Genomic DNA, 18,464 nt, shown 5'->3' with positions numbered 1-18,464 from the left:
GCAACCGGACGGCCGGACACGCCCGGCCGGTAGGATGGCCGCGCTCGATCGCGCGTCGCGGCGGGCGCACGATTCTAAAGCACACCACCGTCCCGGAGACCCCCGCCATGCCCCGCCGCCGCTACCTGCAGCTCGATGTCTTCGCCGCGCGTCCCGGCAGCGGCAACCCGCTCGGGGTGGTCGTGGACGCCGGGGACCTCGACACGCGAGCCATGCAGGCCATCGCCAACTGGACCAACCTGTCGGAAACCATCTTCCTGTTGCCGCCCGGGGCCGGCGCCGATTACAGGGTGCGCATCTTCACTCCGCGCCAGGAACTGCCGTTCGCGGGCCACCCGAGCGTGGGCGCCGCCTGGGCCGCGCTCGACCAGGGACTCGCCGTGGACCGCGAGGGGACCCTTGTCCAACAGTGCGCGGCCGGGCGGCTGCCGGTGCGGCTCGAGCCCGATGCGCAGGGCCTGCTGGTGTCCGTACGCGCGCCGCGCGGCCGCATGCACGCCCATCCGCCCGGCGTGGAAGGCGACCTGGCCGAGGTGCTGGAGGCGCTCGGCGCCGCGGGGGCGCGACATGCGCTGGTCGACAACGGACCGTACTGGTGGTGTCTCGATCTCGGCACGGACGCCCGGGTGCGTGCCGCACGGGCGCCGCTGCCCGCCATCGCCGCCTTGTGCACGGCCAGCGAGGCGGTGGGTGTGGCGATCTTCGGTCGCGCGGGCGTGGGCGACCACGCGCTCGCTGTGCGCGCGTTCTGCCCGGCCGACGGCATTCCGGAAGATCCGGTGACCGGCAGCGCCAACGCCGCCATCGCGGCCTGGCTGCATGCGGAGGACCGGCTCGGCGATATCGGCAGGCGCTGGGTCGCCAGCCAGGGACGCGAGCTCGGACGCGACGGCCGGGTTCGGGTGGAGGTCGACAACGACGGCGACGTCTGGATCGGCGGCCAGGTCCAGGCGGTGATCCGCGGGACGCTCGATTGGTAAGCTGGCGCGCCGCGTGATGCCCTTATGACGTCCCGTCGCTTCGTCCAGGTGGACGTGTTCGCCGACCGGCCCGGTGCCGGCAACCCGCTCGCCGTGGTCCTCGATGCCGAAGGTCTCGACGACGACGCCATGCAGGCGATCGCCCGCTGGACGCGTCTGCCGGAAACCACCTTCGTCTTTCCGGCCACCGATGGCGACGCCAGCTATCGCATCCGGATGTTCTCGCCGCGCCGCGAGGTACCGTTCGCCGGTCACCCGAGTGTCGGCACCGCGCACGTGGTGCTCGACGCCGGGCTGGCGACGCCCGTGGACGGCGTGCTCGTGCAGGACGGCCTCGCCGGCAGGCTGCCGCTGCAGGTGAGCGGGTCGGGGCGCGAACGCTCCATCGCCGTGCGCACGCCCCGCGCGCGCGCGATGGAAACGGCCGGCCCCGACGATCCACGTCTGCGCGACGCACTGTCGGCCTTGCCGCTGGGCGCGCTGCCACCGGTGCTGATGGACGGCGGCCGGCGCTGGTGGCTGGCGGAGCTGGCGAGCGAGGCGCAGCTGCGGGCGGCGTCGCCCGACTGGGCCGCCATCGGCGCGCTGGCCGAAGCGACCGGGAGCATGGGCCTGTGCGTGTTCGCGCGCAGCACCGATCCCGTCTACCACCTCGCCGTGCGGGCGTTCGTCGGTGCGACCGGCCAGTTCGAGGACGCGGCGTCCGGCGCGGCCAATGCCACGCTGGCCGCCTGGCTCGCGACGCGCGATGCCCTTCCCGGCGAAGCCGGACGCTACCGCATCAGCCAGGGCCGTGAAGTGGGGCACGACGCGATCATCGAGCTGTACGTCGATCCCGCCGGCGATGTCTGGTCGGGCGGCCGCGTCCAGAGCGTGGTGCGCGGCACGATCGACTGGACGTAGGGCCCTAGACGGATGCTGCCGACGTGCCCGCATGGCAGCGGGCGCGCAGCCAGTCGTGCGCGTATCGCGCCGTTTCGAACGCATGGCGTCCCAGAAGCGGGCCGACGTGGCTGCCCGCACCGCTCCATGCGAAGTCCGCGCCCCAGGCGTCGGCCAATGCGCGGGTCAGCGTCGGTGGCACATCGCCATCATCCCGCGAGGCGATACACAGCACCGGCATGGCCGGGCGTCGAACCGGCCGCCCGTCCCATGCCGCCTGCAGAACGGCCCCGGCCTCGTCGCGCCAGCCACGCATCGCACGCAACGCCGAAGCGGGATCGGCGTCCGGCATCGCCGCACGCGTCGAGGCGAGGCGTGCATCGCGGCCCCAGGCCACCCGTTCGGGCCAGGTCCGCGCCGGTAGCGCCGCATGCCAGGGCGCCGGCGGCAAGGGATTCACCAGGATCAGCGCATCGGCATCGGCATCGGCGGCGGCCTCGGCGACCAGCAACCCGCCGAGACTGGCGCCGACCAGGGCACGGGGACGCGGCAGTGCCGACAGTGCTGCACACACCTGCGAGAGATAGTCCTCATACCGGGTCGCGGCCACGTCGCGAGCCGGCTCGAGGTCGGGCGCGTGCAGCCGCGCCCCGCGTGCTTCGAAGACCGCGCGCCACAGCGCCCATTCCCAGCCGCCGGCACCGGCGCCATGGATCGACAGCACTTCGATCGAGGAAATCGACATGCGGCATCGTCGCAGATGCGCGTCCCGCGTCCAGAAAAAAGCCGCGCCGGATGCCGGCGCGGCGTCGTTGACACGGCAGGGCCTCGCGCGCGCCGGGTCAGGCGTCGAGTTCGGCGTCCAGCGACAGCGGGACGGCCGAGAGCGCCTTGGACACGGGACAGTTCTGCTTGGCATCGTCGGCCACTTCGCGGAACTTGACCTCGTCGATCCCGGGCACCTTGGCGCGTGTCTTCAGACGGATGGCACTGAGCTGCGGGCCGCCGTCCATCGACAGGTCGACCTCCGCGCGCGTGTCGATCGACTCGGGCGGAAAGCCGGCATCCGTCAGCTTGGCCGACAGCGCCATCGTGAAGCAGCCGGCGTGGGCGGCCGCGATCAGTTCTTCCGGGTTGGTGCCGGTCTCGTCGCCGAACCGGCTGTTGAAGCCGTACCGCACACCGTCCATGAGCCCGCTCTGCGGCGTGGACAATGCGCCGCGGCCTGACTTGAGGTCGCCGTTCCAGCGGGCGGTTGCGTGACGTGAGATTCCCATGGGTGGCTCCTTGATCGACGGGCCTGCAGCCTAGAACCGGCCGTGTTACGCCGGTGTTGCCGGGCGCGGCATCCCTTGGCCGGCACGGCGTCCTGCGCGAGGATGGCCGCATGCACCTGTCGCCCGGCCTTGCCGCACACCTCGCCGATGCTGTGCTCGCGCTGCACGTGGCGATCGCCGCGTTCGTCGTGGCGATGACGCTCGCCCTCGCGGTCGGCGGGCCCCTGGGCTGGCGCTGGGTGCGACGGCGCGCGTTGCGCCGACTGCATGTCGCACTCGTGCTGGTCATCGCGCTGCAGGCGTGGCTGGGCCGGCTGTGTCCGCTCACGGTCTGGGAGCAGCAGCTCCGCGCGCATGCCGGGCAGACGACATACGACGCATCCTTCGTCGCCCACTGGCTGTCGCGCGTGCTGTTTTTCGAGCTGCCGTGGTGGGTATTCGTGCTGGCCTATACCGCTGTCGCGGCGGTGGTCGTGGCAGGCTGGTGGCGCTGGCCACCGCTCGAAACACCGGGCCACCGTGCCGGTTTGCCGCCGAAGCCGCCGTGACCGGGCGGAAAACCGCTGGATTTCTTGCGGTTTCCTATTGGCGGGGGTGCCGGGATGCCCTACATTTCGCTGGCCGGCTCGCTCGGCCCGGACCACTCACCCATATACGACGAGGGAACCACAGACCCATGGCAACGAAGAAGGCCACCACCAAGAAAGCCCCGGCCAAGAAGGCTGCGCCGAAGAAGGCAGCAGCTGCCGCCAAGCCGGCCGCGCCGAAGCCGATCAAGGAAGCCCTGAGCAAGTCGGGCCTCGTCGCGCACATCGCCGAGTCCACCGGCCTTGCGCCGAAGGACGTGCGTTCGGTGTTCACCGCGCTCGAAGGCGCCGTGCACGGTTCCGTCAGCAAGAAGGGCGCGGGTTCGTTCACCCTGCCGGGCCTGCTGAAGATCACCTCGGTCAGCGTGCCGGCCAAGCCGAAGCGCAAGGGCATCAACCCCTTCACCAAGGAAGAGCAGTGGTTCGCCGCCAAGCCCGCCTCGGTCAAGGTCAAGGTGCGTCCGCTGAAGAAGCTCAAGGACGCCGCCGCCTGATCCAGGGCGCACGCGCGTACCCGATCGGGACGGCCTTGGCCGTCCCGATTTCGTTTGCGGCATCGCATCTCCACATGCGGTGTCGCCCCTGCCGGGCCCGCTGCACGCGCCCGGCCCTCTCCACGCCATCGACGAGACCGACATGAGCTTCCAGGGATTCCTCAACCATCTGCTCACCTCGCAGGCCGGCGGCGCGCCCGGCACCAGTCTGCTCAACGCCGATTTCGGCAAGGGCGCGGCCACTGGCGGCGCGCTCGGCCTGCTGCTCGGAAAGAACCGCAAAACCCGCAAACTGGCCACCTACGGCGGCCTCGCCGCGATCGGCATGATGGCCTACCGCGCCTACGGCGATTACCAGCGGCAGCAGACCGGGGCCGGCGCGCCCGCGCCACAGACCGTCGATCGGCTGCCGCCGCCGCAAGTCGATCTGCACAGCCAAGCGATCCTGCGTGCGCTCGTTGGTGCCGCCAAGGCCGACGGCCATCTCGATGCACGCGAGCGCGAAGTGATCGAGGCGGAGTTCCGCCGCGTCGATGCGGGCGCGGACATCCAGCCGTGGTTGCACGCCGAACTTGAAAAGCCGCTCGATCCGGCGGACATCGCGGGGGCCGCGCAAACGCCGGAACTCGCCTCGGAGATGTATCTGGCCAGCGTGCTGGTGGTGGACGACACCAATTTCATGGAACGCAGCTACCTCGACGAACTGGCCCGTCAGCTGCGCCTCGCACCCGAGCTCAAGACCCGGCTCGAGGAGGAAGTGCGCGCCGCATCCAGGGTCTGAGCCGACCTCGCGCGGGAGCGCCGACCGCGCCTTCGCACACGGGCCGCTAGGGTGGCTGCATGGATGCACCCACCCCCACCCGCCGCGACTACACGCCGCAGCTGCGTCGCACGCTGCGCCTGGTCCTGACCCTGGCCGTACTGGCGGCCGCGGCCTACTGGAGCTGGCACCAGCCGTTCATGGCCAAGCCGCGCGCGATCGCCGCATTGACGGCCGCGCCGGCGCCCGAATCCTTGCCGGTGCCGGTCGAGGGCGTGCGTGCGTCCAGCATCGCCGACACCTACGGCGCCCCGCGCGGCGCGGACCGGCGCCACGAAGGCGTGGACATCTTCGCGCCGCGCGGCACGCCGGTGACCAGTACCACCGACGGGCTGGTGGTCGGCGTCCGCGATGCGGGTCTTGGCGGACGCCAGGTCTGGATCATGGGGCCGGGCCGGCAGCGGCATTACTACGCGCATCTCGATGCCTGGGCCGACCTGCTTTCCGTCGGCGACATCGTGCGGGCCGGCGAGGCCATCGGGACCGTCGGCAACACCGGCAACGCGCGCGGCACGCCCCCGCATCTGCACTACGGCATCTATGCCGCCGACGGAGCATTCGATCCGCTGCCGCTGCTGCGCGCGGGGGCCGACAGCGGCGACGCGGCGCGCTAGCATCCGCCCGGGGCCGCGCCCGCGGCGAGGGGGATACACGCATGTCACACCGTCGCTGGTGGCTGGCCATCGCCACGCTGCTCCTGCTCGGAATCGCCTTGGCCGTGCACGAGGCCACACGCGCACCAGGGAGCGGGCCGGGCGCTGCAGACGATGCGGCCGGTGCGAGCGGCGCCCTGCCGGACGGCGGGCCGCCCTCCACGACCGCCTCACGCGAGGCGTCGGACGAAACCGGACGCGTGACGGTCGAGGCGGTGGACACGGTGCACGCCTATCTCGCGGCGCTGTTTTCAGAGGACCGTGCGCAGGCCGACGCCTACTGGCTCGACGGGCGGCCGGCGTCGTCGGGCGAGAGCGACCTGCGTGCACTGACGCCGGTGACCGGCATCCGCGTGGACAACGGCCGTCCCGAACCGCTCGACACCGGCACGCCGCCGACCGCCCTGCAGATTCCGGTGCGCATGCGCATCGGCGGCGACGGCCCTTTGCGCCGCTACAACGGGCATTACCGGTTGCGCCGGGTCGACGGCGAATGGCGCATCACATCGGCGTCCATCGATCCGTCACCGGGCGCGCGCTAATCTGCGCGGGCCCTATCGCCACGGTCTTCCGATGGACAAGCGTTTCTGGATCTGCGGCCTGACCCTCGCGGCCACCGCGCTGGTGTTCGGCTTTCTCGTACACGGTGTGCTGCTGCGTGCCGATTACCTCGCACTGGCGCACCTGTTCCGTCCGCGCGAGGAGGCCAATGCCCAGGTGGGCTGGATCCTGCTCGCCTATGCAAGTCTCGGGCTCGGCATGACCTGGCTGTACCGCTGGCTGCCGCCTCCGGTCCGCAGCAAGCGCTGGCACGGGGCGCGCTTCGGGCTCGCCCTGGCTCTGGTGTCGTTTCTGCCCTGGCACCTGCTCGCATACGCGGGGCAGCCGTTTCCGCTGTCGCTGGCGCTCAAACAGATCGGCCTGGACGTGGTCGCGATGCTGCTGCTCGGCCTGCTGCTCGCCTGGCTGCAACCGCATCGTGTGGCGCTGGCGGAAGCGCCGCACTGACGGTGCGCCGCGTCGATGCTCAGATCGCATTCACTCCGTACAGGTAGGGTGCGTCAACAGTGACGAGGAGACCCGAATGCGACGTGGCCTGACCCTGGGTGTTGCGACAGTGCTGCTGATCGGCCTGGCCGCCTGCACGTCGCTCGGCGTGGTATCGGCTTGGCTCAATGACCAGGTGGCGTTCACCGCGCCGCAGCTCCAGCGCCAGCTCGACGCACGGTTTCCGCGTACGTTCGACCGGGTCGGCGGACTGGTGTCGGTCAGGCTCGACAATCCGCGCCTGTCGATCCCGCCTGGCGATCGCCGGTTGCGCCTGGATTTCGACATCGGGCTGGACGGCATGGCGTCCGACGGCCGCACCGGGCGCGTCGCGCTGGTCAGCGGGTTGCGCTACGACCCGTCCACCCGCGGCCTGCATCTCGACGATCCGGAGCTGCTGCAGTTCGATCTGCCCGGGGCGAATGCTCTGCTGCGTGGTGGCGCACGCGGCGTGGTCAACAGCCTGATCGCCGAGTACGCACGCAGCGAGCCGGTCTACCGGCTCGACGACGACCTGCTGTCGAAGCTGCCGACCGGCCGACAGGTGGGCGCGGTGGACATCGACAGTGGCCGTGTGGTGGTGCGACTTGCGCGCTGAACGCTCCGCCGCGCTGCTCGTCGCGGCTGCACTGGCGCTCGCCGGCTGCGGCCGCGAAGACCGTGCGGGCGGCGCGCCTCCACCGCAACGCGGCGGAAGTGCCGATCCCGGCCTGCCGCAGCCGCTTCCCGACGGTGGCGCGGTGACCGGGATGCCGGCCCGGCCCGGGCCAGGTGATGTGCCGCTCGGTGGCGAGATTCCGGTGATTGCGGCAGACGAGGGCGCGCTGTTGCCGCTCGAGGACAATCCCGAGACAGGGCTCCTGCCGGGCGGGACGGGTGAGCTGGCCGCCGCGCCGGCCGTCCAGGCACCGGCGCCCGAGGACGGGGTCGCCCTGCTCCGCAGCTATTACGCCGCGCTCAACGCGCTCGATTACGGCCGCGCCTATGGGTTGTGGTCGGACGGAGGACGAAGCAGCGGGCAATCGCCGGATCAGTTCGCCGCCGCCCACGCGCAGACCTCCACCTTCATGGTGGACATCGGCGCGCCCGGCCCCGTCCGGGCGGCCGGCGACGCCGCGACCCTGGAGGTGCCGGTCTCCCTGCGCGCGCAGCAGGCGGATGGCACGATGCGCCGTTACGAAGGCCGCTACGTATTACGCACATCAGGCGTGGAGGGCACGGGGCGCCGCGCGTGGCGCATCGTCGCGGCCGACCTGCGCGACGCCGCGCCGGCCGACGGTCCACCCTGATCCGGATCCCACTCAGCGCTTGGGCTGGAGCATGGTGCCGGTGCAGGCCTTGGCGCCGCAGCGGCAGCCCCACAGCTTCTTCAACTTCGGCGTATGCCGCTCGGCCAGGGTGATGCCGTAGTTGTAGGTGAGCTCCTCGCCCGCAGCGATGGCACGCACGGCCTCGATGAACACCTTGTCTTTATGGCGCCGATCCTTGGCGTCCTCTTCGACGACGGCCTCGCAGTTCGGGTCGCAACTGTGGTTGATCCAGCGCGCGATGTTGCCCTCGACGTTGGCGTCGATGACGTAGTCGTCGTTGAGGGTGAACAGGAAGGTATGGCCGTCCTCCTCGAGATCGCCGTATTCGTTGTCGACATCGGCATGACTGCGCAGGAAGCCCTTGTAGCGAATGATCCGCTCGCCCTTGGCGATGGCCTCGGTGGCGAAAATGCCGTTGCCGTGGATGCTCGACATGCGGGCTTCGATCTTCTTCTTGGGCTTCGTCTTCGGCATCGCGCGCGGGAACCAGTGGAGGTGTCGGGGCATTGTGGCCAACATCCACGCGCCCTGCCAGCATCGCAGCGCGCTCGCAGCGCAACGCATGCCTGAATCGCACGACCCGGTACATTGAGGCTGCCGACTCAAAAGCGTACAATTTCGGTCCCGTTTCGATCCAGGATGCGCCGCGTGCTTCGCGTCACCAAGCTCACCGACTACGCGACCGTGGTGGCCACCGTGCTCGCCTCGCGACCCGGGTCGATCACCAGCGCAGCCGAGCTTGCGGATGCGTCCGGGCTCGAAGCGCCGACGGTCAGCAAGATCCTCAAGCCGCTCGCCCAGGCCGGCCTCGTGGAGGGATTCCGCGGCGCGAACGGGGGCTACCGGTTGGCGCGGCCGGCGTCGGCGATCAATCTGCTCGAGATCGTCGAGGCGATCGAAGGCCCCCTGGCGATGACCGAGTGCAGCCTGCACGACGGCCAGTGCGGGATTTCGAGCCAGTGCGGCGTGCGCGGCAACTGGCTGCGCATCAACGACGTGGTGGCCGACGCCCTGCGCGCTGTGAGCCTGGCGCAGATGCTCGGCGACCCCGCCCGGGCGCGCTCCCTTTCCCCCCACGGCGGCACGCGGCGCATCGACGCCCGTCTGGCCCGTCCCTAAGACAGTAGGCAGCCCCATGGCCACCGAGATCATCGAAGCCCCCGACACCAACCGGGAAATCCACGCCCAGCTCGGCCGTCGCTACGACGCCGGCTTCATCACCGACATCGAATCCGAGAGTTTTCCGCCCGGTCTCGACGAGGACGTCGTCCGCGCCTTGTCGGCGAAGAAGGACGAGCCCGAATGGATGACCGAATGGCGTCTGGCGGCGTACCGCCACTGGCTGACCATGCCGGTGCCGCACTGGGCCAAGCTGTCGATCGCGCCGATCGACTTCCAGGCCATCAGCTACTACGCCGCGCCGAAGGCCAAGTACGCCTCGATCGACGACGTGCCGCAGGAACTGCTCGACACCTACGACAAGCTCGGCGTGCCCCTGCACGAACGTGCACGCCTGGCCGGCGTGGCGGTCGACGCGGTATTCGATTCGGTCTCCGTCGGCACGACGTTCAAGAAGGAACTCGCCGAGAAGGGAGTGATCTTCTGCTCCATGTCCGAGGCGATCCAGGACCACCCCGAGCTCGTGAAGCAGTATCTCGGCAGCGTGGTGCCGGTCGGCGACAACTATTTCGCGGCGCTCAATTCCGCGGTGTTCTCGGACGGCAGCTTCGTCTTCATTCCCAAGGGCGTGCGGTGCCCGATGGAGTTGTCCACCTATTTCCGCATCAACGCCGGCCACACCGGCCAGTTCGAGCGCACATTGATCATCTGCGAGGACCAGGCCTACGTGTCCTACCTCGAAGGCTGCACCGCACCGATGCGCGACGAGAACCAGCTGCATGCGGCGGTGGTGGAGCTGGTGGCCCTGGACGATGCCGAGATCAAGTACTCGACCGTGCAGAACTGGTACCCCGGAGACGAGGAAGGGCGCGGCGGCATCTACAACTTCGTGACCAAGCGGGCGGAATGCCGCGGCGCGCGCAGCAAGGTGGTGTGGGCGCAGGTGGAGACCGGTTCGGCGATCACGTGGAAGTATCCGTCCTGCGTGCTGCTGGGCGACGATTCCAGCGGCGAATTCCATTCGGTGGCCTTGACCCATCACTGCCAGCAGGCCGACACCGGCACCAAGATGATCCACGTCGGCAAGCGCACCAAGTCGAAGATCGTCAGCAAGGGCATCAGCGCAGGACGCGGCCAGAACACCTACCGTGGCCTGGTCAAGGTAGGCAGCGGCGCCGAGGGCGCGCGCAACTACACCCAGTGCGACTCCCTGCTGATCGGCAAAAAATGCGGCGCCCATACCTTTCCCTACATCGAGGTCAAGCATCCCGGCGCCACGGTCGAGCACGAGGCCACGACCTCGAAGATCAGCGACGACCAGCTGTTCTATTGCCGCGCCCGCGGCATCGGCGAGGCGGACGCGGTCAGCCTGATCGTCGACGGCTTCTGCAAGCAGGTGTTCCGCGAGCTGCCGATGGAGTTCGCGGTCGAGGCCAAGAAGCTGCTCGACGTCTCGCTCGAAGGCAGCGTCGGCTGACGCTGCGTTCCAGCGCAGCGGCCCGTCCTGGTGAAGGTGGTTCGAAACGCCCCCACCGACCGGATCACGCGATTGACGCCACGCCCCTCGAATCAACAATCACGAATCACTCATCACGGTCCCCCATGCTCAACATCGACAACCTCCACGCCTCCATCAACGAGCGCGACATCCTCAAGGGCCTCTCGCTCGACGTGAAGCCCGGCGAGGTCCACGCGATCATGGGCCCGAACGGCGCCGGCAAGTCGACCCTCGGCAACATCCTTTCCGGCCGCGACGGCTACGAGGTGAGCCAGGGCTCGGTGACCTTCGAGGGACAGGACCTGCTTGCACTGGAGCCCGAGGAGCGGGCGGCGGCCGGTGTGTTTCTCGCGTTCCAGTATCCGGTCGAGATCCCCGGCGTGAACAACACCTACTTCCTGCGCAGCGCGCTCAATGCGCAGCGCCGCGCGCGCGGTGAGGAGGAACTCGACTCGATGCAGTTCCTCAAGCGTGTGCGCGAAAAGTTGGCCGTGTTGCACCTGGACGACCGCCTGCTCCACCGCGGCGTCAACGAGGGCTTCTCGGGCGGCGAGAAGAAGCGCAACGAGATTTTCCAGCTCGCGGTCCTGGAGCCCAAGCTGGCCATTCTCGACGAGACCGATTCCGGCCTCGACATCGACGCCCTCAAGAACGTCGCCGATGGCGTCAACGCACTGCGCTCGCCGGACCGCGCCTTCATCGTGATCACCCACTACCAGCGTCTGCTCGATTACATCAGGCCCGACGTCGTGCACGTGCTGGCGGATGGCCGCATCGTGCAGAGCGGCGGCCCGGAACTGGCGTTGCAGCTCGAGGAGAAGGGTTACGCCTGGGTCAAGGACCGCGTGGCGCCGGGGGCGGCTGCCTGATGAGCGCGCTGCTCGATTCCCTTACCGCCGGTTTCGACGGCCCGCCCGAGCGCCGCGTCGCGCTCGATGCCGTGCTCGCCTCCGGTCTGCCCGGCCCGCGCAGCGAGGCCTGGAAGTACACCTCGTTACGGGCGCTGGAGCGTCGCGAGTTCAGCACCGCAGCCGGGGTGACGGAGCTTGACCCCGCTCGCGTTGCGCATATCCCGGCGCCGCGTCTGGTGTTCGTCAATGGCCGTCCGGTGCCGCATCTGTCGCACGTCGGTGCACCGGTCACCGGACTCACCCTCGGCTCGATCCAGGATCTCGGTGGCGCCCTGCCGACCCTGGACGGGCGCGGCGACGCGGTATTCGCGGACCTCAACGGCCTGCTTGCCCACGCCGGGGCTGCGATCGTCGTGGAGGCCGGAACGCAGGTGGCCGCGCCGGTGCATCTGGTGTTCGTCGGCACACCCGCGGACCACGATCTGGCCTGGCATCTGCGGCACCACGTCAGCCTGGGCGAGGGTGCGCGCCTGTCGCTGGTGGAACACCACCTCGATGCCGGCGCCCATCGTCACCTCGACAACAGCGTGGTCTCGGTGCGTCTGGCGGCCGGCGCCGAACTGCAGCACGTGCGCCTGCAGCAGCGTGACGCCGGGGCGACGACGTTCCTGCGCACCGACGCCGAGCTGCAGACGACATCCGCCTATGTGCGCACCGATGTCGAGGCGGGCGGGGCCCTGACCCGCCACGAACTCGATGTGCGCCTGCCCGGCGACGGTGCACGCCTCACCGCGAACGGGGTCCTCTATGCCGGCGGCCGCGCGCATGTGGACACGCGCCTGGGCATCCGTCACGGCGGTCGGGACACCGCCTGCGAACTTCAATGGCGCGGCATCGGCGACGGGCGCGGCCGGGTCGTGTTCCATGGCGGCATCACCATCGATGCCGGAGCCGACGGCACCGATGCACGGCTGTCGAACAAGAACCTGCTGCTGTCGGCCACTGCCGAGATCGACACCCAGCCTGTGCTTGTGATCCATGCCGACGAGGTGCAGGCCGCGCACGGCGCAACCGTGGGCCAGCTCGATCCGGGCGCGCTGTTCTACCTGCGCTCGCGTGGCCTGCCTGCGGCCGACGCGCGCCGGCTGTTGACCACCGCCTTCGTGCGCGAACCCCTGCTCGCGATCGCGGATCCCGAACTGCGCACGCTCGCCGGAACGCTTCTCGACGGTGCGCTGGCGGCGCATCTGGGTTCATGAACGCGCAGCCGACACCTGCGATCGACTGGGATGCGGTACGGGCGGACTTCCCGCTCCTGCAGCGCGAGGTCCATGGCAAGCCGCTGATCTATTTCGACAACGCGAATACCGGCCAGAAGCCCGCATGCGTGATCGAGGCCGTCGACGGCTTCTACCGCCGTCACAACGCGAATGTCAGCCGCGCGGTCCACCAGCTCGGCAGCGAGGCCACCGATGCGTACGAGGCGAGCCGCAAGGCGCTGGCGCGTTTCCTCAACGTGCGCGCCGAGGAACTGGTGCTGTGCAGCGGGACGACGTTCGCGATCAATCTGGTGGCGTATTCGTGGGCGCTGCCGCGGTTGCAGCCCGGCGATGCGATCCTGGTCTCGCGCATGGAGCACCACGCCAACATCGTGCCGTGGCAGCTGGTTGCCGAGCGCACGGGCGCCGTCGTGCGCGTCGTCGAGATCCGCGATGACGGCACGCTGGACCAGGACGCGTTGCAGCAGGCGATGACCCCGGACGTCAAGCTGCTGGCGCTGACCCATGTGTCCAACGTTCTCGGCACGGTGAACCCGGTCCGCGAGATCTGCCGCGATGCCCGCAGGCGCGGCATCGTCACCGTCATCGACGGTTCGCAAGCCGTGCCCCACCGGCGCGTGGACGTCGCCGCCATCGGCTGCGACTTCTACGCCTTCACGGGCCACAAGATGTGCGGGCCCACCGGCACCGGCGCCCTGTGGGCCCGCCGCGAGCATCTTCACGCCATGCCACCCTTCCTCGGGGGCGGAGAGATGATCCGGGAAGTCGCCTTCGAGGGCACGGTCTACAACGACCCGCCGCACCGGTTCGAGGCCGGCACGCCGAACATCGCCGGCTTCGTGGGACTGGGCGCGGCCGTCGCCTACCTCGAACGGCTGGGCATGGAACAGGTGGAGCGGCGCGAGGCCGAGCTGCTGGCGCATCTGACCGAGGAACTGCAGCGCATCGACGGCCTGCGGATCTTCGGCACCGCGCCGGACAAGGCGGCGGTCGTCGCCTTTCTCGTCGAGGGTGCGCATGCACACGACCTCGCGACGCTGCTCGACCTGGAAGGCGTGGCGATCCGCTCGGGCCAGCACTGCGCGCATCCGTTGCTGAAGTTCTACGGGGTGGCCGCCACCTGCCGCGCATCGCCGGCCTTCTACAACACGCATGCGGAGATCGAAGGCTTCGTTTCGGCCTTGCGCAAGGTGCGGACGCTGCTCGCCTGAGCCGATGCGACTGGCATGCCGGGGCGACGTCGCGTCGGCGATAATCCGCCGGTCTCGTCCGTTCGAATCGCCATGACCCGTCCGTACCGCATCGCCACCACCGCCGACGTTCCTGCGCTGGTGACGCTGGTGACATCCGCCTATCGCGGTGAGGCCAGCCGCGCCGGATGGACCACCGAAGCCGACCTGCTTGATGGCGCACGGATCGACCCGGACGTGCTGACGGCCGACATCGAACGCAGCAGAAGCCGCGTGGTGGTGCTGGACGGCGACGACGGCCGCCCGCTGGCCTGTGCGCACGTCGCCGACGCCGGGGATGCCGGTTACTTCGGCATGTTCGCAGTGGCGCCGGCGCTGCAGGGACGCGGCACGGGCGATGCACTGCTCGCGGAATGCGAACGCATCGCGCGCGAGGACTGGCGCCTGCCGGCGATGCGCATGACCGTGATCGACGTGCGCGACGCGCTGATCGCTTTCTACGAACGCCGCGGGTATCGCCGGACCGGTGTCCATGCGCCCTTTCCCTACGGCGATCCGCGCTTCGGCATCCCGCTGCGCGACGATCTCCGGTTCGAGATTCTCGAAAAGAGGTTCGAGCCATGATCCCGGCCTGGTCCTTCATCTGCCCGACCTCGGAGCTGCTTCCGGGCGAGATGCGCACCGGCTTCGACGAGGTGACGGGCGCGGCGATCGTCGTCTTCAACATCGACGGCACCCTGTACGCGCTGGAAGACCAGTGCAGTCACGAGGAATTCGCACTGTCTGCCGGCGACGGCTTCGATGCCGGGGCTGCGAGCGTTGAATGCGTCCTGCATGGCGCCCGCTTCGACATCCGCACCGGCCGACCGTTGTGCGCACCTGCCTATGAACCGGTGGCGCGGTTTCCGGTGAAGGTCGAGAACGACGGGGTGTGGTCCCGCGACGACCGCGACTGATCCACCCCCCGACACGCCACGCGACCTGGCTGGCGAGACGTCCTGTCGCGTATCACGAGGCCTATACGGGTACCGGGGTGCCGCGCGCACGCGACGTGTTCGGGTCGGCCTGGGCTGCGCGTTCCCGACACGCACGGCAGAGCCCTCTGGCGCGCTCGCGAGCCCACCGCGGAGGCGCTCGGCGTCCGGGAACGGAACACGTTCGCGTTTGCTCACGAGAACTATTCTCAATTAGAATGCGGCTTGGCCCGGCGCGGCCTGGCGGATGAGACGACTGCTTCCGACGCGCGCCGCGCTCCGTCCTTGACCCATCGCAGGCCAGCCGCCGCTACGCCGCGCCAACCCCGCACCGGATCCCGATGATCGCCACCCGCATGGTTCGACGCTCGCTGCTCTCCACCGCCCTCTTCGGCCTGATCGCCGGACAGGCCCAGGCCGAGACCCTGACCGCCCCCGGTCCCACCGATTTCGACACCGTGGTCGTGACTGCGGCCGGCTTCGAGCAGAAGCTCACGGATGCGCCGGCGAGCATCTCCATCATCACGCGCGAAGAACTCCGCACGCGCCCCTATACGACGCTCATCGACGCGGTCCGCGATCTCGAAGGCGTCGACGTCGGCGAAACCTCGGACAAGACCGGCCAACGCACCATCAGCCTGCGCGGCATGGGCGCCGACTACACGCTGGTGCTCATCGACGGCCGTCGCCAGAACAACCACGGCGACATCTATCCCAACAGCTTCGGCGGCAACCAGTTCAACCATATCCCGCCGCTCGACATGATCGAGCGCATCGAGGTGATCCGCGGGCCCGCCTCGACGCTGTATGGCGCGGATGCGCTGGGCGGCGTGATCAACATCATCACGCGCAAGGTCTCCGATCGTTGGTACGGCTCGGCCACGCTGGGTCACAACGCGCCCGACAACAGCGATTTCGGCGACGACTCGACCATCGACTTCGCACTCACGGGCCCGCTGATTCCCGACGTCCTCGGCCTGGCCCTGCGCGGCGCGCGCTACGAGCGGCGTGCGTCGACGCCCGACTACGAGATCATCCGGGATCCCTCGGGGCGCACCCACGAGCGGGTTCTCGGCTTCGGCGGCGGCGGCAAGACCGTCGACAACGTCAACCGCTCTGCCGGCCTGGCGCTGAGCTGGACGCCCACCGCCGACCAGAGCGTCGTATTCGACTACGACCGCTCCAGGCAGGCTTACGACAACACGCCGTTCGTCAACAATCTCGGCACGCTCGCCTATCCGCTGGGCACGGTGGACGGCATCGCAGGCATCTGGCGCGCCACACCGCAGGTGGGTTACATCGCCGACCAGAAATTCACGCGCGACCAGTGGTCCATCGCCCACCAGGGCCATTGGAGTTTCGGCAACAGCCTGGTGTCGCTCGCGCATATCGAATCGTCGAACGATGGACGTACGCTCCCCTTCACCGTCGGAGAGCGCCTGCTGCATCGGCAGGTCTTCCAGGGCACCGGCCCGTACGCGGGTCTGAGCGTCGCGCGGCGCCGGGCCATCGCCGAAGACCTGTTCCTGCCTCGCCCCAAGCGCACGATGGAGAGCCGCCAGTACACGCTCGATGCCAAGCTGGATGTTCCGGTCGCGGACATGGCCGGCAGCCATCATTTCGTCGTCGGAGGCCAGCTGATCGACGGTGAGCTCGAGGATGGAATATTCGGCATGGAGCGCGGCGATTTCGGCAACGGCACCGTCGAGACCCATCGCATGTGGGCGGTGTTCGCCGAGGACAACTGGACCCCTGTCGATGCTCTGACACTCACCTTCGGTCTGCGCCACGACGACCACAACCGGTTCGGCAGCCACCTCAGCCCGCGCGCATATGCGGTCTACGACCTCTCGCCGACCTGGACGCTCAAGGGCGGCGTGTCCACGGGCTACAAGACTCCACGCACCACCGACCTGTACGACGGCATCAACGGGTTCGGTGCGCAGGGCACGATTCCCTTCGTCGGCAATCCCGACCTGCAGCCGGAAACCAGCGTCAACAGCGAGATCGCGCTGTACTGGAACGCCCTCGACGGCGCCCACAACTTCAACGTCACCGCGTTCCGCAACGACTTCAAGGACAAGATCGACAGCGGAGAGGTCACCCGCAGCTGCGAACAGACCGGCGGCGTGCGCCCGTGCGTGAACTTCGGCGAATTCGGCCTGCTGGGCTACGGCACGTATGCGCAGCGGATCAACATCGACGAGGCCCGGATCCGCGGCCTGGAAGTCGCGGGACGGTACAGCATTCTCGAACCGCTCTCGTTGCGCGCGAACTACACCTACACCGACAGCGAACAGATCACGGGCCCCAATGCCGGGCGCCCACTCGCGCAGACCGCACGGCACATGGCCAATGCCACCCTGGACTGGTCGGTGACCGAGCAGCTGAGCCTCCAGCTCATCGGCGAGTCCCGCTCCAAGCGTTTTCGCAATGCGGTCGACGCTGACGGCAACCTGCTGTACTTCAAGCACTACAACGTGCTGCACCTGGGCGCCCGCTACCGCTTCAACGAGTCCATATCGTTGGCACTGCGGGTGAACAACCTGCTCGACGAGGACTTCACGAGTTTCCAGACGAGTTTCACCGCCAACCCCGACGGCACATTCACCCCGATCTACCTCGACGATTACAACAACAAGGACAAGTCGCGGAGCTATTGGGCGTCGCTCAACATCGGGTTCTGAGCGGACCCGTCCCTGCGGTGCCCGGCGCGCCGGGCATCGCGTCCTGGGTGGATGGTCCCTTGCAGCCGGTCCCGATGCGCGCGACGGACGGCACGCGCGTCAGCGCAGCGGATCGATGCGGATCAGCAGCAGCTCGCCACCGCCCTCGATGCCGTGACGCGCACGACGATCGCCCGCATGCAGCAGCGCCGTATCACCTGTATCCAGAACGGCAGGCCCGGGGTGGTCGTTCACCTGGGCGGTCCCGGCCAGCACATGGACGATCCAGCAACTGCCCGGGTCCACGAACACGAACATCGCACCGACCAGGGGACGATGCCAGCTGGCGGTCTCGACCGCATCCGGTCGCCACATCAGATTGAAGACCTCGACACGCCCGTCCAGCAGCGACGCGGCGACCGGCACGTCCCCGGGGAAACGCAGGCGGCCGAAGGGTGGCCGCAGGACGCGCGAGTCCTCGCCCTCGCCCTCGCTCTCGAGCGCGAAGCCCTCGCCGCGCAGCAGAATGCACTCCCGCTCGAGACCGGAATACAGCGAGAAGGGACCGTCCTCTTCGATCTCGGCGATCGACACACGCCAGGACCAGCCGTCCCGGCCGGGCTCGCCCCGGGTGGAAGCCGTCGCGATCTCGCGCGTCCAGCCGCGCCCGTTCTGCCAGCGCACCCGGCGGTAGACATGCGCGGGAATCAATTCCACCAGGGCCTGTGTCATGCCGGGAGTCTAGCCACAGCACAGGGCGCGCCGCGAGACCATGCGTGCGCGGAACCAGCGATCGACCGTCTCGCGTGGGCCCGAACGAAGGTCGCCCGTCTCGC

22 protein-coding genes are annotated in these 18,464 nt (G+C 69.1%); 18 read left to right on the top strand and 4 right to left on the bottom strand.

The genetic code is table 11. The features are described from left to right. Positions 1–107: 107 nt before the first annotated feature. Together H0E82_RS13100 and H0E82_RS13095 are read left to right on the top strand one after the other, a co-directional pair. The gene (locus tag H0E82_RS13100; RefSeq protein WP_180545901.1) at positions 108–980 is read left to right on the top strand and encodes a PhzF family phenazine biosynthesis protein; all 873 of its coding nucleotides are present in this window, start codon (positions 108–110) and stop codon (positions 978–980) included. 24 nt (positions 981–1,004) lie between these two features. Continuing rightward, on the top strand, positions 1,005–1,883 hold the full coding sequence (locus H0E82_RS13095) for a PhzF family phenazine biosynthesis protein (RefSeq protein WP_180545900.1): 879 nt from the start codon (positions 1,005–1,007) through the stop codon (positions 1,881–1,883). Between the two features lie 4 nt (positions 1,884–1,887). Here H0E82_RS13095 and H0E82_RS13090 read toward each other — a convergent pair whose 3' ends face one another. Beyond that, positions 1,888–2,607, bottom strand: coding sequence for an alpha/beta fold hydrolase (locus H0E82_RS13090; RefSeq protein ID WP_180545899.1), 720 nt, complete (start codon positions 2,605–2,607; stop codon positions 1,888–1,890). A gap of 97 nt (positions 2,608–2,704) precedes the next feature. Then, positions 2,705–3,139 (bottom strand): OsmC family protein, encoded by a 435-nt coding sequence (locus tag H0E82_RS13085; protein ID WP_180545898.1) that lies wholly within the window; start codon positions 3,137–3,139, stop codon positions 2,705–2,707. 110 nt (positions 3,140–3,249) lie between these two features. Here H0E82_RS13085 and H0E82_RS13080 point away from each other — a divergent pair, with 110 nt between their 5' ends. The 8 genes from H0E82_RS13080 (at position 3,250) to H0E82_RS13045 (ending at position 8,029) form a co-directional block, all read left to right on the top strand. Then, positions 3,250–3,687, top strand: a complete 438-nt coding sequence (locus tag H0E82_RS13080; RefSeq protein WP_180545897.1) for a DUF2784 domain-containing protein — start codon at positions 3,250–3,252, stop codon at positions 3,685–3,687. A 128-nt stretch (positions 3,688–3,815) separates the two neighbouring features. Continuing rightward, complete coding sequence (locus H0E82_RS13075; protein ID WP_180545896.1) at positions 3,816–4,220, top strand: HU family DNA-binding protein; 405 nt, start codon at positions 3,816–3,818, stop codon at positions 4,218–4,220. Positions 4,221–4,362: 142 nt separating this feature from the next. Further along, positions 4,363–5,001, top strand: a complete 639-nt coding sequence (locus tag H0E82_RS13070; RefSeq protein WP_180545895.1) for a tellurite resistance TerB family protein — start codon at positions 4,363–4,365, stop codon at positions 4,999–5,001. Between the two features lie 59 nt (positions 5,002–5,060). Continuing rightward, positions 5,061–5,654, top strand: coding sequence for a M23 family metallopeptidase (locus H0E82_RS13065; protein ID WP_180545894.1), 594 nt, complete (start codon positions 5,061–5,063; stop codon positions 5,652–5,654). Positions 5,655–5,695: 41 nt separating this feature from the next. After that, positions 5,696–6,235, top strand: coding sequence for a hypothetical protein (locus tag H0E82_RS13060; protein ID WP_180545893.1), 540 nt, complete (start codon positions 5,696–5,698; stop codon positions 6,233–6,235). A gap of 31 nt (positions 6,236–6,266) precedes the next feature. Next, on the top strand, positions 6,267–6,701 hold the full coding sequence (locus H0E82_RS13055) for a hypothetical protein (protein ID WP_180545892.1): 435 nt from the start codon (positions 6,267–6,269) through the stop codon (positions 6,699–6,701). Between the two features lie 76 nt (positions 6,702–6,777). Further along, positions 6,778–7,338, top strand: coding sequence for a DUF1439 domain-containing protein (locus tag H0E82_RS13050; RefSeq protein ID WP_180545891.1), 561 nt, complete (start codon positions 6,778–6,780; stop codon positions 7,336–7,338). After that, positions 7,328–8,029 (top strand): Cif family virulence factor, encoded by a 702-nt coding sequence (locus H0E82_RS13045; RefSeq protein ID WP_180545890.1) that lies wholly within the window; start codon positions 7,328–7,330, stop codon positions 8,027–8,029. The genes H0E82_RS13050 and H0E82_RS13045 overlap by 11 nt, the downstream gene beginning before the upstream one ends. Positions 8,030–8,041: 12 nt before the next feature. Here H0E82_RS13045 and H0E82_RS13040 read toward each other — a convergent pair whose 3' ends face one another. Next, positions 8,042–8,524, bottom strand: coding sequence for an SET domain-containing protein (locus H0E82_RS13040; RefSeq protein WP_219338546.1), 483 nt, complete (start codon positions 8,522–8,524; stop codon positions 8,042–8,044). A 174-nt stretch (positions 8,525–8,698) separates the two neighbouring features. Between H0E82_RS13040 and H0E82_RS13035 the strand changes: the two genes are divergently transcribed. The 8 genes from H0E82_RS13035 to H0E82_RS13000 all read left to right on the top strand — a co-directional run bounded on the left by H0E82_RS13035 (position 8,699) and on the right by H0E82_RS13000 (position 17,649). Further along, complete coding sequence (locus H0E82_RS13035; protein ID WP_180546561.1) at positions 8,699–9,169, top strand: SUF system Fe-S cluster assembly regulator; 471 nt, start codon at positions 8,699–8,701, stop codon at positions 9,167–9,169. A gap of 16 nt (positions 9,170–9,185) precedes the next feature. Further along, positions 9,186–10,646, top strand: coding sequence for a Fe-S cluster assembly protein SufB (sufB, locus tag H0E82_RS13030; protein ID WP_180545888.1), 1,461 nt, complete (start codon positions 9,186–9,188; stop codon positions 10,644–10,646). Between the two features lie 125 nt (positions 10,647–10,771). After that, a complete protein-coding gene (gene sufC / locus H0E82_RS13025; RefSeq protein ID WP_180545887.1) occupies positions 10,772–11,536 on the top strand; it encodes a Fe-S cluster assembly ATPase SufC in 765 nt (254 codons plus the stop codon). Further along, the gene (gene sufD, locus H0E82_RS13020) at positions 11,536–12,777 is read left to right on the top strand and encodes a Fe-S cluster assembly protein SufD (protein WP_180545886.1); all 1,242 of its coding nucleotides are present in this window, start codon (positions 11,536–11,538) and stop codon (positions 12,775–12,777) included. Before sufC ends, sufD begins: the two co-directional genes overlap by 1 nt. Beyond that, the gene (locus tag H0E82_RS13015; protein WP_180545885.1) at positions 12,774–14,009 is read left to right on the top strand and encodes a cysteine desulfurase; all 1,236 of its coding nucleotides are present in this window, start codon (positions 12,774–12,776) and stop codon (positions 14,007–14,009) included. Before sufD ends, H0E82_RS13015 begins: the two co-directional genes overlap by 4 nt. Before the next feature lie 72 nt (positions 14,010–14,081). Further along, positions 14,082–14,612 (top strand): GNAT family N-acetyltransferase, encoded by a 531-nt coding sequence (locus H0E82_RS13010; RefSeq protein WP_180545884.1) that lies wholly within the window; start codon positions 14,082–14,084, stop codon positions 14,610–14,612. Continuing rightward, positions 14,609–14,944, top strand: a complete 336-nt coding sequence (locus H0E82_RS13005) for a non-heme iron oxygenase ferredoxin subunit (RefSeq protein WP_180545883.1) — start codon at positions 14,609–14,611, stop codon at positions 14,942–14,944. The genes H0E82_RS13010 and H0E82_RS13005 overlap by 4 nt, the downstream gene beginning before the upstream one ends. 359 nt (positions 14,945–15,303) lie before the next feature. Next, positions 15,304–17,649 (top strand): TonB-dependent receptor domain-containing protein, encoded by a 2,346-nt coding sequence (locus H0E82_RS13000; protein ID WP_219338544.1) that lies wholly within the window; start codon positions 15,304–15,306, stop codon positions 17,647–17,649. Between the two features lie 99 nt (positions 17,650–17,748). Here H0E82_RS13000 and H0E82_RS12995 read toward each other — a convergent pair whose 3' ends face one another. After that, on the bottom strand, positions 17,749–18,360 hold the full coding sequence (locus tag H0E82_RS12995) for a HutD/Ves family protein (RefSeq protein WP_180545882.1): 612 nt from the start codon (positions 18,358–18,360) through the stop codon (positions 17,749–17,751). Positions 18,361–18,464: the final 104 nt, after the last annotated feature.

It is taken from the genome of Luteimonas deserti (assembly GCF_013425765.1).
In the GTDB taxonomy this organism is placed as follows: Bacteria; Pseudomonadota; Gammaproteobacteria; order Xanthomonadales; family Xanthomonadaceae; genus Luteimonas; species Luteimonas deserti.
The sequence above is the reverse complement of the archived record's forward strand: the minus strand, read 5'-3'. Positions and strand labels throughout refer to the sequence as shown.

What these genes read in the sequence shown, in the direction of transcription:
- H0E82_RS13100 (WP_180545901.1), top strand. Translation starts at nt 108, where the DNA reads ATGCCCCGCCGCCGCTACCTGCAGCTCGATGTCTTCGCCGCGCGTCCC.
- H0E82_RS13095 (WP_180545900.1), top strand. Translation starts at nt 1,005, where the DNA reads ATGACGTCCCGTCGCTTCGTCCAGGTGGACGTGTTCGCCGACCGGCCC.
- H0E82_RS13090 (WP_180545899.1), bottom strand. Translation starts at nt 2,607, where the DNA reads ATGTCGATTTCCTCGATCGAAGTGCTGTCGATCCATGGCGCCGGTGCC.
- H0E82_RS13085 (WP_180545898.1), bottom strand. Translation starts at nt 3,139, where the DNA reads ATGGGAATCTCACGTCACGCAACCGCCCGCTGGAACGGCGACCTCAAG.
- H0E82_RS13080 (WP_180545897.1), top strand. Translation starts at nt 3,250, where the DNA reads ATGCACCTGTCGCCCGGCCTTGCCGCACACCTCGCCGATGCTGTGCTC.
- H0E82_RS13075 (WP_180545896.1), top strand. Translation starts at nt 3,816, where the DNA reads ATGGCAACGAAGAAGGCCACCACCAAGAAAGCCCCGGCCAAGAAGGCT.
- H0E82_RS13070 (WP_180545895.1), top strand. Translation starts at nt 4,363, where the DNA reads ATGAGCTTCCAGGGATTCCTCAACCATCTGCTCACCTCGCAGGCCGGC.
- H0E82_RS13065 (WP_180545894.1), top strand. Translation starts at nt 5,061, where the DNA reads ATGGATGCACCCACCCCCACCCGCCGCGACTACACGCCGCAGCTGCGT.
- H0E82_RS13060 (WP_180545893.1), top strand. Translation starts at nt 5,696, where the DNA reads ATGTCACACCGTCGCTGGTGGCTGGCCATCGCCACGCTGCTCCTGCTC.
- H0E82_RS13055 (WP_180545892.1), top strand. Translation starts at nt 6,267, where the DNA reads ATGGACAAGCGTTTCTGGATCTGCGGCCTGACCCTCGCGGCCACCGCG.
- H0E82_RS13050 (WP_180545891.1), top strand. Translation starts at nt 6,778, where the DNA reads ATGCGACGTGGCCTGACCCTGGGTGTTGCGACAGTGCTGCTGATCGGC.
- H0E82_RS13040 (WP_219338546.1), bottom strand. Translation starts at nt 8,524, where the DNA reads ATGCCGAAGACGAAGCCCAAGAAGAAGATCGAAGCCCGCATGTCGAGC.
- sufB (WP_180545888.1), top strand. Translation starts at nt 9,186, where the DNA reads ATGGCCACCGAGATCATCGAAGCCCCCGACACCAACCGGGAAATCCAC.
- sufC (WP_180545887.1), top strand. Translation starts at nt 10,772, where the DNA reads ATGCTCAACATCGACAACCTCCACGCCTCCATCAACGAGCGCGACATC.
- sufD (WP_180545886.1), top strand. Translation starts at nt 11,536, where the DNA reads ATGAGCGCGCTGCTCGATTCCCTTACCGCCGGTTTCGACGGCCCGCCC.
- H0E82_RS13015 (WP_180545885.1), top strand. Translation starts at nt 12,774, where the DNA reads ATGAACGCGCAGCCGACACCTGCGATCGACTGGGATGCGGTACGGGCG.
- H0E82_RS13010 (WP_180545884.1), top strand. Translation starts at nt 14,082, where the DNA reads ATGACCCGTCCGTACCGCATCGCCACCACCGCCGACGTTCCTGCGCTG.
- H0E82_RS13005 (WP_180545883.1), top strand. Translation starts at nt 14,609, where the DNA reads ATGATCCCGGCCTGGTCCTTCATCTGCCCGACCTCGGAGCTGCTTCCG.
- H0E82_RS13000 (WP_219338544.1), top strand. Translation starts at nt 15,304, where the DNA reads ATGATCGCCACCCGCATGGTTCGACGCTCGCTGCTCTCCACCGCCCTC.
- H0E82_RS12995 (WP_180545882.1), bottom strand. Translation starts at nt 18,360, where the DNA reads ATGACACAGGCCCTGGTGGAATTGATTCCCGCGCATGTCTACCGCCGG.